Origin of the sequence: Microbacterium sp., assembly GCF_047606685.1 — a bacterium.
Lineage (GTDB): Bacteria > Actinomycetota > Actinomycetes > Actinomycetales > Microbacteriaceae > Microbacterium.
This window is the reverse complement of the sequence record NZ_JASGEC010000075.1, coordinates 1-12,880: the sequence shown is the minus strand read 5'-3', so window position 1 is coordinate 12,880 and position 12,880 is coordinate 1. Positions and strand designations below refer to the sequence as shown.

The following is a 12,880-nucleotide window of genomic DNA, read 5'->3' as shown; positions in this document are numbered from 1 at the left end:
CCGCGCTATCCGGCGGCGTACGGCGCGACGACGACCTCGACCCGCTGGAACTCCTTGAGGTCCGAGTAGCCCGTCGTGGCCATCGACTTGCGCAGCGCGCCGATGAGGTTGGCCGTGCCGTCGGCGACCGGCGCCGGCCCGTACAGGATCTGCTCGAGCGGGGCGACGCGGTCGACTGCCACGCGGCGGCCGCGGGGCAGCTTTGCGTGGTGCGCCTCCGGCCCCCAGTGGTGGCCTTGCCCCGGGGCCTCGGCAGCGCGCGACAGCGCCACGCCGAGCATCACGGCGTCGGCGCCCATCGCGAGCGCCTTGACCAGGTCGCCCGACGTGCCCACGCCGCCGTCGGCGATCACGTGCACGTACCGGCCGCCCGACTCGTCGAGGTAGTCACGGCGCGCGCCGGCGACATCGGCCACGGCTGTGGCCATCGGCGCATGGATGCCGAGAGTCACCCGTGTTGTCGAGGCCGCTCCCCCGCCGAACCCGACGAGCACGCCGGCGGCGCCGGTGCGCATGAGGTGCAGGGCGGCGGTGTACGTGGCGGCGCCGCCGACGATCACCGGCACGTCGAGGTCGTAGATGAACCTCTTCAGGTTCAACGGCTGCGCGGCCGAGGACACGTGCTCCGCCGACACCGTCGTGCCGCGGATGACGAACAGGTCGACGCCCGCGGCGACGACGGTCTCGTACAGGTCCTGTGTGCGCTGCGGCGTCAGGGCGCCCGCGACCGTGACGCCCGCGGCGCGGATCTCGGCGAGGCGCTGCGAGACGAGCTCGGGCTTGATGGGCTCGGCGTACAGCTCCTGCATCCGCTTGGTCGCGTTGCCGTCCTGCAGCAGGCCGATCTCGTCGAGGAGCGGCTGCGGGTCTTCGTAGCGCGTCCACAGCCCCTCGAGGTCGAGCACCCCCAGGCCCCCAAGGCGGCCGAGCAGGATCGCCGTGTGCGGGCTGACGACGGAGTCCATCGGCGCGGCCAGCACCGGGATGTCGAACTGGAACGCGTCGATCGACCACGCGGTGGAGACATCCTCCGGGTTGCGGGTCCGCCGCGATGGCACGACGGCGATGTCGTCGAACGTGTACGCGCGGCGGGCGCGCTTTGCGCGGCCCAGCTCGATCTCCATGCTCACGCGCCCAGCCTACCCGGGGCCCGGTTCGCCGCTCTGCCGACCCCACCCTGTACTGCCGACCCCACCTTGTTCTCACCGTGCGCACGGGGTGGGGTCGGCAGCACAGGGTGGGGTCGGGGGAAAGAATGGGTGGATGGGCGAGCAGCGGATCGTGGTTGTCGGCGGCGGGGCGATGGGCCTGGCCACAGCGTGGGCGCTGACGCGGCGCGGAGAGCAGCCGATCGTGCTCGAGCGCTTCGCCCGCGGACACACGCGCGGCGCGTCGCACGGCGAGACACGCAACGTCAACAACGCGTACGGCCAAGCCCACTACCTCGACCTGCTCGCGCGCGCCCGCGAGGGCTGGGACGCGCTCGGCGAGGTCGAGGGCGAGCCGCTGCTGCGCCTGCACGGGCTGGTCTCGCACGGCTCGGGCGCGGCGCTCGGCAGCGGAGACCGCATCCGGCTCCCCGACATCGCAGGGATGCTGCGCGAGCGCGGCATCCCGGCAGAGCTGCTCGACGGGGCGGAGGCGTCTCGGCGCTGGCCGGGGATGCGGTTCGAGGAGACCGTGCTGCACTCGCCGGACGCGGGCGTCGTGCGGGCCGCCGCCGCCCTGCGCGAGCTCGAGCGGCGCATCGTCGCTGCGGGCGGAGAGGTGCGCTGGGAGACACCGGTCTCACGGCTCGAGGAGGACGCCGACGGCGTGACGGTGCGAACGGATGCCGGGGCGCTGCGCGCCGACACCGTCGTCGTCACGGCCGGGGCGTGGACGGCGAAGCTGCTGCGCGACAGCGGGCGCGGCGACATCCCGCTTCCTCCGCTGCGCGTGACGGAGGAGAGCCCCGCGCACTTCGCGCCGCGCGACCCCGCCCTGCCGTGGCTGTCGTTCAACCACTTCGTCGCGCCGGGCTCGTGGCCGGCGAACGTGTACGGCATGCCCGCGCCGGGCGAGGGGGTGAAGGTCGGCTTCCACCGCGTCGGCGACGAGGTCGACCCCGACGCCCGGCCGTTCCAGCCGGTGCTGCAGGACGTGCTCGCCGAGTACGTGCGCGAGTGGATGCCGGGGCTCGACCCGGCGACGGCGGAGCCCGTCACGTGCACCTACACGTCGACGCCGAACGAGGCGTTCGTGCTCGACCGCAGCGGCCGCATCGTGGTCGGCGCGGGATTCTCCGGGCAGGGCTTCAAGTTCACGCCGGGCGTCGGCGCGACGCTCGCCGACCTCGTGCTCGACCCTGGCGCCCTCGCCGCCGAGCCCTTCCGCCTGCCAGCCTGACCCCCGCCCCCGCCCCCGAGCCCACCCCTTGTTGCCGAGCCCACCGCGTCCGCACCGCGAATTCGGGGTGGGGTCGGGGGCAAGGGGTGGGGTCGGCGGCACTAGGGGGGAGGAGGAAAGGGGGGTTAGCGTTTGTAGTTCGGGGCCTCCACCACGATCTGCACGTCGTGCGGGTGCGACTCCTTCAGGCCCGCCGCGGTGATCCGTACGAATCGGCCGCGCTCTTTGAGCTCGTCGACTGTGCGGGCTCCGACGTAGAACATCGACTGCCGCAGCCCCCCGACGAGCTGGTACGCGACCGCGGACGCCGGCCCGCGGTACGGCACCTGGCCCTCGATCCCCTCGGGGATGAGCTTGTCGTCGCTGGGCACGTCGGCCTGGAAGTAGCGGTCCTTCGAGTACGACGTCTTCTTGCCGCGGGTCTGCAGCGCCCCGAGCGAGCCCATGCCGCGGTACTGCTTGAACTGCTTGCCGCCCACGAAGACGAGCTCGCCCGGGCTCTCGTCGGTGCCCGCGAACAGCGAGCCGATCATCACGGTGTCGGCGCCGGCGACGAGCGCCTTGGCGATGTCGCCCGAGTACTGCAGGCCGCCGTCGGCGATGACCGGCACGCCCGCTTCGCGAGCGGCGAGGGATGCCTCGTAGATCGCCGTCACCTGGGGGACGCCCACGCCCGCGACGATGCGCGTGGTGCAGATCGAGCCGGGGCCGACGCCGACCTTGACGGCATCCACTCCCGCGTCGATGAGCGCCTGGGCGCCCTCGCGCGTGGCCACGTTGCCGCCGACCACGTCGATGTGCGCGAACGACGGGTCGGCCTTGAGACGGCGCACGATGTCGACGACGCCCGCGGACTGCCCGTTGGCCGTGTCGACCACGAGGACGTCCACGCCCGCGTCGCGCAGGGCCTCGGCGCGCTCCCACGCGTCGCCGAAGAAGCCGATGGCGGCGCCCACGCGCAGCCGCCCGTGCTCGTCCTTGGTGGCCAGCGGGTACTTCTCGCTCTTGTCGAAGTCTTTGATCGTGATGAGGCCGGCGAGCTTGCCGTCGTCGTCGATGAGCGGCAGCTTCTCGACGCGGTGCTTGGCGAACAGCGCGATCACCTCGTTCGCGCCGATGCCGACGCGCCCTGTGATGAGCCCCTCCGAGGTCATGACGTCCTTCACGAGCGTCGCCTGGCGCTCGAAGCCCGACACGAAGCGCATGTCGCGGTTCGTGATGATGCCCACGAGCCGCCCGTCGGGCCCGACCACCGGCAGGCCGGAGATGCGGTACTGCGCGCACAGCGCGTCGACCTCTTCGATCGTCGCGTCGGGCGTCGTGGTGATCGGGTTGGAGATCATGCCCGACTCGCTGCGCTTGACGCGGTCGACCATCGCGGCCTGCTCTTCGATGGAGAGGTTGCGATGCAGGATGCCGAGCCCGCCCTCGCGCGCGACGGCGATCGCCATGCGCGCCTCGGTGACGGTGTCCATCGCGCTGGAGACGAGCGGGATGGCGACCGTCACCCGGCGCGTCAACCGCGACGACGTGTCGGCTTCGCTGGGGATGACATCGGTGTGCCCGGGCAGCAGAAGCACGTCGTCGTAGGTCAGTCCGACAAAGCCGAAGGGGTCGTTCTGCGCCATGGATTCAGGTCTCCTGCAGGGTCGGGGGGTAATCGATTCTAAGCTCCGCGGTCACGACACGAACACGTTCGTGATCGATCAGTAGTCGAAACACGCGCGACACATTACGCTCGTAGCGTCGTTCATCACGGCCGATGCGACCCGGAGCCTCGGTCGACGATGCCGGACTGGAGGTTCTGTGGGTTCCACGACAATCGCTGCGCCGCGCATTCCACCGTGGCTCGTCGCCGTGCTGGGCACGCTCATGGCGCTCGCGACGCTGCTGGTGGCCCTGCCCGCCCAGGCGGCCACCGACGGCGCGACGCCGACGCCTACACCGACGAGCTACCCGTACACCATCGCCGGAAACGTGCGCGCCGCCGGCGAGCCGATAGCCGGGGCCGTGGTCCGGGTCACCGGTGGCGACTTCGTCGGCGAGGCCACCACGAGCGACAACGGCACCTGGCAGGTCGGCGTGCCCGACAAAGAGGGCACGTGGCAAGTCGAGCTCGTCCAGAGCAGCCTGCCGGCCGGACTGGCGGTGCCCGAGGGCTTCGCCTTCACCGAGGACGTGGAGTTCGGAGCGACGAGCACCGTCACACGCAACTTCACCCTCGGGGCGGCGGAGCGCGTGACCACGAGCTTTCTCGACCAGTTCCTCTCCCGCGCCGCCAACGGCCTCAACTTCGGCCTGATGCTCGCGCTGGCGGCGATCGGGCTCTCGCTCGTGTACGGGACGACAGGCCTGTCGAACTTCGCGCACGGCGAGATGGTCACTTTCGGAGCGCTGTTCGCGCTGCTGTTCGCCGACGACTTCGGCATGTCGATCTGGATCGCGATCCCGCTCGCCATCGCGGTGTCCGCGCTGTTCGGGCTCGGCATGGACACCGGCATCTGGAGACCGCTCAGGCGAAAAGGGCTCGGCATGGTCCAGGTCATGATCGTCTCGATCGGCCTGTCGCTCGCGTTGCGCTACATCTACCAGATGTTCGTCGGCGGCGGCACGCGCCAGCTGCCGGGCGCGATCGCGACCACGGTCCCCGGCCTCGGCCCGGTCCGGCTCAGCGTCACCGATCTGATCAGCATGGGCATCTCGATCGTCGTGATCGTCGCGTTCGCGTGGTGGCTGATGCGCACCCGGATCGGCCGCGCCACGCGCGCCGTGTCGGACAACCCGTCGCTCGCCGCCGCCAGCGGCATCGACGTCGACGCCGTCATCCGCGTCGTCTGGATCATGGGCGCGGCCCTGGCCGGCCTCTCCGGCATCCTGTGGGCGTACTTCCGGCCCGGCATCAAGTGGGACATGGGCACCAGCGTGCTGCTGCTGATGTTCGCGGCGGTCACCCTCGGTGGGTTCGGCACCGCGTTCGGCGCGCTCGTCGGCTCGATCGTCGTCGGCCTGCTCGTCGAGGTGTCCACGCTGTGGATCCCGTCCGACCTGAAGTTCGCCGGCGCGCTGGTCGTGCTGATCGTCATCCTCCTCTTCCGACCACAGGGCATCCTCGGACGCCGAGAGCGAATCGGGTAGACGCACATGAACTGGCTGCAGATTCTCAACAACACGTTCGCGCAGATCCTCGCGCCGGCCACTTTGGGCTACGTCCTCGCCGCCATCGGGCTCTCGGTGCACTTCGGCTTCGCCGGCCTGTTGAACATGGGCGTCGCGGGCTTCATGGCCATCGGCGCGTACGGCTTCGCGATCTCGATCCTCACGTTCGGGCTGCCGTGGCCGGTGGCGGCGCTCATCGGTCTCGTCGCCGCGGTGCTGTTCGCGCTCGTGATGGGCATCCCGACGCTGCGCCTGCGCGGCGACTACCTGGCGATTGTCACGATCGCCGCCGCCGAGGTGCTGCGACTGCTGTTCCTCACGTCGGCGTTCCGCGGCGTCACCGGGTCGGCCGACGGCCTCTCCGGCTTCCAGCTCGGCTTCCGCGCCAGCAACCCGCTGCCGCCAGGGAAGTGGGGCTGGGGCCCGTGGACCTACCAGTCCGACCAGTGGTGGGTGATCATCTTCGGGGTCATCGCGATCGCGATCGTGGTCGCGCTGGTGTGGCTGCTCATGAGCAGCCCGTGGGGCCGCGTCATCCGCGGCATCCGCGAGGACGAGGATGCCGTGCGATCGCTGGGCAAGAACGTGTACGCGTTCAAGATGCAGGCCCTCATCGTCGGCGGCGTCATCATCGCGGCCGGCGGCATCATCACCGCGATGGGAACGAACGTCAACCCGAACGTCTACGTCACGTCGCAGACGTTCTACGTGTGGACGGCGTTGCTGCTCGGCGGGGCCGCGACCATCTTCGGGCCGGTGCTCGGCGCCATCCTGTTCTGGATGGTCCGCGCCTTCCTCTCGAACCTGCTGCCCGCCCTCGTCGAGATCGGCTGGCTCCCGTTCCTGACCGCCGAGCAGAGCCAGATGCTCGTGTTCGTCCTTGTCGGCGTCGCGCTCATGCTGCTGGTGATCTTCCGCCCGCAGGGCATCCTCGGAAGCAAGAAGGAGCTGACCTTTGTCCGCTGACGTCTCGCCCCCGGCCCCCCGTCCGAAATCGACCGGTCTGCACAAGGCCGACGAGAGCGGCGAGATCCACCCCGGCATCGCGAAGGTCGACCCGATCATCGTCATCGACGGCGTGCGCCGCGAGTTCGGCGGCCTCACCGCGGTGGACGTCGACCACCTCGAGATCCCGCGCCACGCGATCACCGCGCTCATCGGCCCCAACGGCGCCGGCAAGACCACGCTGTTCAACCTGCTCACGGGGTTCGACAAGCCGAACGCGGGCAGCTGGTCGTTCGACGGCAAGAACCTCTCCGGCATCCCCGCGTACAAGACGGCGCGCATGGGCCAGGTGCGCACGTTCCAGCTCACCAAGTCGCTGGGCCTTCTCACCGTGCTCGAGAACATGAAGCTCGGCGCGACAAAGCAGACCGGCGAGCGCATCTGGGCCAGCGTCCTGCCCTTCCTGTGGAAGAGCCAGGAGGCGCAGATCGAGGAGAAGGCGCGCGATCTGCTCACGCGGTTCAAACTCGACGCCAAGGAGCAGGACTACGCGGCATCCCTCTCCGGCGGCCAGCGCAAGCTGCTCGAGATGGCCCGCGCGCTCATGAGCGATCCGACGCTCGTGATGCTCGACGAGCCGATGGCCGGCGTCAACCCCGCGCTCACGCAGTCGCTGCTCGAGCACATCCTCGATCTGAAAGACCTCGGGATGACGGTGGTGTTCGTCGAGCACGACATGCACATGGTGCGCCACATCGCCGACTGGGTCGTGGTGATGGCCGAGGGGCGCGTGGTCGCGGAAGGCCCGCCCGAAGAAGTGATGAAGCAGCGCGCCGTCATCGACGCCTACCTGGGCGCGCACCAGGATGTCGACCTCGGCGTCGTGACCGGCCGGGTGGAGGGCGAGCTGTCCACCGAGGCGCGCTCGCTCGTGGAGGCCGTGCAAGAGCTGAGCGAGGTCGTCGAGGCGGAGGCCTCGGCCGAGACTGCGGAGGGCACGAAGTGAGCGACACCGCGCAGAACGTCGTCGAGCTGAACGATGTCGTCGCCGGATACCTGCCCGGCGTGAACATCCTCAACGGCGCCAATCTCACCGCCGCCAAGGGCGAGCTGATCGGCATCATCGGACCGAACGGCGCCGGCAAGTCGACGATGCTCAAGGCCATCTTCGGCCAGGTGAAAGTGCGCTCCGGGTCGGTCATGCTCAACGGCGAGGAGATCACGGGCCTGCGCGCCAACAAGCTCGTCGCGAAGGGCGTCGGCTTCGTGCCGCAGACCAACAACGTGTTCCCCAGCCTGACGATCGCCGAGAACCTGCAGATGGGCGCCTACCAGAAGCCGGCGCTGTACAACGAGCGCGTCGACTTCATCACGTCGATCTTCCCCGACCTGGCCAAACGCCTGCAGCAGCGGGCTGGCTCGCTGTCCGGCGGCGAGCGCCAGATGGTGGCCATGGGCCGCGCGCTGATGATGGACCCGCACGTGATGCTCCTCGACGAGCCGTCGGCCGGGCTGTCGCCGTCGCGCCAGGACGAGGCGTTCCTGCGGGTGTCGGAGATCAACAAGGCCGGCGTCACCACGATCATGGTCGAGCAGAACGCCCGCCGCTGCCTGCAGATCTGCGACCGCGGCTACGTCTTGGACCAGGGGCGCGACGCGTACACGGGGACCGGTCGCGAGCTGCTGAACGACCCCAACGTGATCGGCCTCTACCTCGGCACGCTCGGCGCCTGAGGCGCCGCATCCCGCACACGGAACGGCCCCGGTCCGAAGACCGGGGCCGTTTCGTGCGACTCGATGTCAGCCGATGCGGACGAAGCTGTTGTTGTTGTCCTCATCGAACTCGAAGATGCCGATCGTCGCCTCGGTCGGGTCGCCGACGTCGTTGAACGTGATCGCGCCGGAGACGCCGTCGTAGTCGGCCACACCGCCATCGAGGATGATGTCGGCGCACTCCTCGTACGAGGTGCACTTCGTGCCGGGGTCGTCACCGCCGCCGGAGACGCTCTGCAGGTGGGCGGCCACATCGGGGCCGGCCGTCGAGCCCGCCTCGAGCGACGCCAGCGCCAGCAGGATCACCGCGTCGAACGACTCCGGAGCGTAGGTGAAGTCCTTCAGCTTGGCGTTGCCCTCGTCGGTCCAGAACGACTGGACGTCTTCGCGGAAGTCCTCGATCGTCGCCGGGTCGACCGCCGGGTACGTGCCCTTCGCTCCCGCGACCGAGCCCGGCTCGAGCTCGTCGCCGAAGTTGGTCAGGTTGCCGTCCACGAAGTACAGCTGGTTGGTCGGGTACTCCGCGGCCACGATCTCGGGGATCATGGTCTTGACCTCTTCGAACGTGATCAGGGCGATCGCGTCCGGCTTGGCGGCGAGCACCGTGTCGATCTGCGACGCGAAGTTCGTGTCGCCCGTGTTGTAGAGCGACGCGGCCACGACCTCTCCGCCGGCCGCCTCGAACGCCTTCTTCGTGAAGCACGCGAGACCGGTGCCGTACGAGTCGTTCAGCACGATCATGCCCAGCGTCTCAGCGCCGTCTCCGGCGATGAGGTTGCCGAGCACCTCGCCCTGCAGCACGTCGGACGGCGCGGTGCGCCAGTACAGGCCGTTGTCCTCGTAGCCGGTGAACTCGGCCGACGTGTTGGCCGGCGAGAACTGGATGGCGTCTGCGGCGATCACCTGGTCGATGAACTGCAGCGACGTGCCTGACGACGCGGCGCCGATGATGGCGGTCGCGCCCTCGTTGAGCAGACGCGGGACCTCGGTCTCGTACGCCTTGTTGTCGGTGTCGCCCGAGTCGCCCTGGATCAGGTCGATCTGCACGCCCTTGTCCGCCTTGTTGACGACCGACGCGGCGTACTCGGTGCCGGCGATCTCGGGCGGGCCGAGGAAGGCGAGGTTGCCGGTCACCGGCAGCGCGGTGCCGATCTTGTAGGTCAGGTCCTTGCCCGGGCCCTCAGACGTCGAGCTGTACTCGGGCGTGTAGTCGGCCGGCTCGGCTGCGTCGCAGTCGATCGGGAACTCGAAGCCGCTGCCGCTGGTCTCGGTGGGGGTGGTGCCTCCCCCGCCGGAACACGCGGCCAGAACCAGGGCGCTCGCGCCGACCAGGGCGAAGCCGCCCATGATCCTCGCGGTGCGCGAACGAGTGAAGACGCTCATATTGCTCCTTGCTGTGAATGAACGACAGGCCGACTCGGGCGCCGACCCAGTGTGAACAAACCTAACTCGGAGACTGCGTCGGGGATGTTGCCATTCGTTAACGATCCGTAACGCGATTCAATCGTTATACGAGCTCTGCCAGCATCACGCGAGCTGCGCGACCTCCTCCGCCGCGCGAGCGCGGCGCGGGCGCGCGAACTGGTCGACGGTGAGGATGACCAGAGCGACCCACACCAGTCCGAACCCGATCCAGCGCTCCAGGCTCATGTGCTCGTGCATCACCCACACGCCGATGCCGAACTGCATGACGGGTGTGAGAAACTGCAGCAGCCCGACGACGCTGAGCGGCGCGCGGCGCGCGGCGGCCGCGAACATCAGCAGCGGCGCGGCCGTGACGGCCCCGCTCGCGCTCAGCAGCAGCGTGTGGACGACACTGTGCGACCCGAGAGTGAGACCGGTCGTCGCGCCCAGCCAGACCAGCACGGCGGCGGCGACCGGCGCCATCCATGCCGTCTCCAGCGTGAGGCCGCTGACCGCGTCCACCGACGGGCCGAGCTGCTTTTTCACCAGGCCGTACACGCCGAACGAGCCCGCGAGCGTCAGCGCGATGACCGGGAACGTGCCGTAGCCGACGACGATGACGAGCACGGCGGCGCCGGCCACGCCGATCGCGACCCACTGCGCCGGCCGCATCCGCTCGCGCAGCACGAGGACGGCCAATAGCACGGTGACGAGCGGGTTGATGAAATAGCCGAGGCTCGCCTCGATCACGTTGCCCGACATAGTGGCGATGACGTACATCGTCCAGTTGACGAGGATGAGGGCGCCGGCGAGCGCGGTGAGCGCCAGCAGTCGCGGCCTTCGCAGGATGGCGCCGAAGGCCCGCCAGTGGCGCGTGGCCGCCAGCAGCAGCACGCACAGCACGAGGGTGAGCAGCACGCGCCAGCCGACGATCTCGAGGGGATCGGTCGGCAGCAGCGCGATGAAGTACAGCGGGAACACGCCCCACAGAAGGTACGCGGCGAACCCGTAGACGACGCCGAGCGTCATCTCACGCGACCGGAACGCCCCGCTCGTGGAAGCGGAGGGGGCGCGGGTCACCGATCAAGCCTACGGGTGCGGCACGCGGCGTCGGCCGAGTCGGACGCCGTGGACTGCCGTTCACCGCCGGAATCCTGCCGCGCGAAAGCGGGAGGGCCCGGATGCCGTGGCATCCGGGCCCTCCCGAGCGTCGTGTGCGAACCGCCTTAGCGGACGACAACCGCGAGCACGTCGCGCGCGGAAAGCACGAGGTACTCGTCGGCGCCGAACTTCACCTCGGTGCCGCCGTACTTGCTGTACAGCACGCGGTCGCCGACGGCGACGTCGAGCGGAACACGGTTGCCGTTGTCGTCGATGCGACCCGGGCCGACCGCGACGACCTCGCCCTCCTGGGGCTTCTCTTTCGCGGTGTCGGGGATGACGAGGCCACTGGACGTGGTCTGCTCGGCCTCGACCTGCTTGATGACGATGCGGTCCTCGAGCGGCTTGATGGAAACCGACACGGTCTACCTCTTTCTTGGAACTGCTTGGATTCAAGACTGTTAGCACTCACCGGTCGAGAGTGCTTATCTCAGTCTAGAGACTCGTTGGCACTCATGCAACGCGAGTGCCAGCCGGCTCGCCCGGTGCGTAGGCTTGCGCCGTGGACACCGCCGAGCTCGCCGCCATCCTCACCCCCGACGGCCTGCGACTGCTCGACGGGCTCCCCGCGATCGAGCGGGCCGACGACGTCGCGCGCGCCGTGTCGCGGCTGCGCGCCGCCGGGCACTCCCCCGATCTCGTGTCGGCGGTCGTCGGGCAGGCACGGCTGCGCACGCGGGCGCGGGCGAAGTTCGGCTCGTTCGCCGAGCGGATGCTGTTCACACCCGCGGGGCTCGAGCAGGCGACGCGGATGCCGGTGGCCGCCCTGCACGCCGGACGCTTTCGCGACGCCGGGCTCGAGCGCGTCGCCGACCTCGGCTGCGGCATCGGCGGCGACGCGCTGGGGCTCGCCGCCCTCGGCCTGCGCGTCGACGCCGTCGACGCCGACGAGGCGACCGCCGCGGTCGCCGCGTTCAACCTCGCGCCTTTCGGCGATGCCGTGACCGTGCGGCACGGGCGCGCCGAAGACGCCGACCTGTCGCACGTCGACGGCGTGTGGCTCGATCCCGCGCGCCGCGCTGCGGGCTCGAACGTCGGAGGTTCGCGCCAAAGTCGGAGTATCGGGCCGACATCCTCCGACATTGGCGCGAGTCTCCGACATTCGGGCGGCGGCGGGCCGCGGCGACTGCGCGCCGACGAGTGGTCGCCCCCGCTGGAGTGGGCCTTCGGGCTTGCCGCGCGCCTGCCGGCCGGCGTAAAGCTCGGGCCGGCGCTGGACCGCGACCGCATCCCGAGCGGAGTCGAGGCGCAGTGGATCAGCGTCGACGGGTCGACGATCGAGCTCGTGCTGTGGTCGGGCGTGCTCGCGCGGCCCGGGGTGGCGCGCGCGGCGCTCGTGATCCGCGGCGGACAGGCGAGCGAGCTCACGGCCGCCGGCGACGCCGTGGACGCGCCGACCCGCCCGCTCGTCGTCGGCGGATACCTGCACGAGCCGGACGGCGCGGTCATCCGGGCGCGGCTCATCGGCGATGTCGCGCGATCACTGGATGCCGGGATGCTGGACGAGCGCATCGCCTACCTGGTGTCGGAGACCGCGGCCACGAGCCCGTTCGTGCAGACCTTCCGGGTGCGCGAGTCGCTGCCGCTCAAGCCCGATGCGATCCGGGCCGCGCTCGCGCGCAACGACATCGGCACGCTCGAGATCAAAAAGCGCGGCGTCGACGTCGATCCGGCGGAGTTCCGCCGCAAGCTCAAGCCCCGCGGCTCGCGGTCGGCGACACTGATCCTCACGCGCGCGGGCGGCGCGCGGGTCGCACTGCTCGCCGAGCGAGTGGCCGCCGCCGATCGCTGAGCCCCCGGAACGCGGACGTCAGAACAGGCCGAGCTGCGAAGCGGCCCACAGCAGCCATCCGACGCTGTAGAGCACGGAGAGGATGCCGAGCACGAGCGCCCAGACGGCAAGCTGTCGGCTCTCGCCCGGCCGGCGCAACGCGAACGCGGCGGCCACGACCCCGACAAGCCCGACCGGGAGCCCCCAGCCGACGAAGAGCGAGACGGCGAGCGCGACGACCGAGAAGCCGAGCGCCCAGCGCGCGAGGCCGCGCCGCCACGG

General features: G+C 70.2%; 11 protein-coding genes and 1 pseudogene. 6 read left to right on the top strand and 6 right to left on the bottom strand.

Features of this window, described 5'->3' with window-relative positions; all coding sequences use genetic code 11:
* Positions 1-5: 5 nt before the first annotated feature.
* Positions 6-1,124: a GuaB3 family IMP dehydrogenase-related protein gene (locus QM611_RS09250; protein ID WP_415079648.1), complete on the bottom strand. Its 1,119-nt coding sequence runs from the start codon at positions 1,122-1,124 to the stop codon at positions 6-8.
* Between the two features lie 139 nt (positions 1,125-1,263).
* Between QM611_RS09250 and QM611_RS09245 the strand changes: the two genes are divergently transcribed.
* Positions 1,264-2,388, top strand: coding sequence for an FAD-dependent oxidoreductase (locus QM611_RS09245; protein WP_415079621.1), 1,125 nt, complete (start codon positions 1,264-1,266; stop codon positions 2,386-2,388).
* A gap of 125 nt (positions 2,389-2,513) precedes the next feature.
* Here the strand turns inward: QM611_RS09245 and guaB are convergent, their stop codons facing one another.
* Positions 2,514-4,016 (bottom strand): IMP dehydrogenase, encoded by a 1,503-nt coding sequence (guaB, locus tag QM611_RS09240; RefSeq protein ID WP_415079620.1) that lies wholly within the window; start codon positions 4,014-4,016, stop codon positions 2,514-2,516.
* A gap of 244 nt (positions 4,017-4,260) precedes the next feature.
* Between guaB and QM611_RS09235 the strand changes: the two genes are divergently transcribed.
* The 4 genes from QM611_RS09235 to QM611_RS09220 are packed head-to-tail and all read left to right on the top strand — an operon-like array spanning position 4,261 to position 8,223.
* Entirely contained in the window at positions 4,261-5,523 is a 1,263-nt protein-coding gene (locus QM611_RS09235) for a branched-chain amino acid ABC transporter permease (protein ID WP_415079647.1), read from the top strand.
* A gap of 6 nt (positions 5,524-5,529) precedes the next feature.
* Positions 5,530-6,510: a branched-chain amino acid ABC transporter permease gene (locus tag QM611_RS09230; protein WP_415079619.1), complete on the top strand. Its 981-nt coding sequence runs from the start codon at positions 5,530-5,532 to the stop codon at positions 6,508-6,510.
* Between the two features lie 37 nt (positions 6,511-6,547).
* Positions 6,548-7,495, top strand: a complete 948-nt coding sequence (locus QM611_RS09225) for an ABC transporter ATP-binding protein (RefSeq protein WP_415079646.1) — start codon at positions 6,548-6,550, stop codon at positions 7,493-7,495.
* Positions 7,492-8,223: an ABC transporter ATP-binding protein gene (locus QM611_RS09220; RefSeq protein ID WP_415079618.1), complete on the top strand. Its 732-nt coding sequence runs from the start codon at positions 7,492-7,494 to the stop codon at positions 8,221-8,223. Before QM611_RS09225 ends, QM611_RS09220 begins: the two co-directional genes overlap by 4 nt.
* Before the next feature lie 66 nt (positions 8,224-8,289).
* Here the strand turns inward: QM611_RS09220 and QM611_RS09215 are convergent, their stop codons facing one another.
* The 3 genes from QM611_RS09215 to groES all read right to left on the bottom strand — a co-directional run bounded on the left by QM611_RS09215 (position 8,290) and on the right by groES (position 11,189).
* Positions 8,290-9,645: an ABC transporter substrate-binding protein gene (locus QM611_RS09215; RefSeq protein WP_415079617.1), complete on the bottom strand. Its 1,356-nt coding sequence runs from the start codon at positions 9,643-9,645 to the stop codon at positions 8,290-8,292.
* 144 nt (positions 9,646-9,789) lie between these two features.
* The gene (gene rarD, locus QM611_RS09210) at positions 9,790-10,695 is read right to left on the bottom strand and encodes an EamA family transporter RarD (protein WP_415079645.1); all 906 of its coding nucleotides are present in this window, start codon (positions 10,693-10,695) and stop codon (positions 9,790-9,792) included.
* Positions 10,696-10,892: 197 nt separating this feature from the next.
* A complete protein-coding gene (gene groES, locus QM611_RS09205; RefSeq protein ID WP_415079616.1) occupies positions 10,893-11,189 on the bottom strand; it encodes a co-chaperone GroES in 297 nt (98 codons plus the stop codon).
* A gap of 140 nt (positions 11,190-11,329) precedes the next feature.
* Here groES and QM611_RS09200 point away from each other — a divergent pair, with 140 nt between their 5' ends.
* The gene (locus QM611_RS09200) at positions 11,330-12,619 is read left to right on the top strand and encodes a THUMP-like domain-containing protein (RefSeq protein ID WP_415079615.1); all 1,290 of its coding nucleotides are present in this window, start codon (positions 11,330-11,332) and stop codon (positions 12,617-12,619) included.
* 18 nt (positions 12,620-12,637) lie between these two features.
* Here QM611_RS09200 and QM611_RS09195 read toward each other — a convergent pair.
* Positions 12,638-12,880 (bottom strand): annotated as a pseudogene (locus QM611_RS09195) (hypothetical protein); the annotation flags it as partial.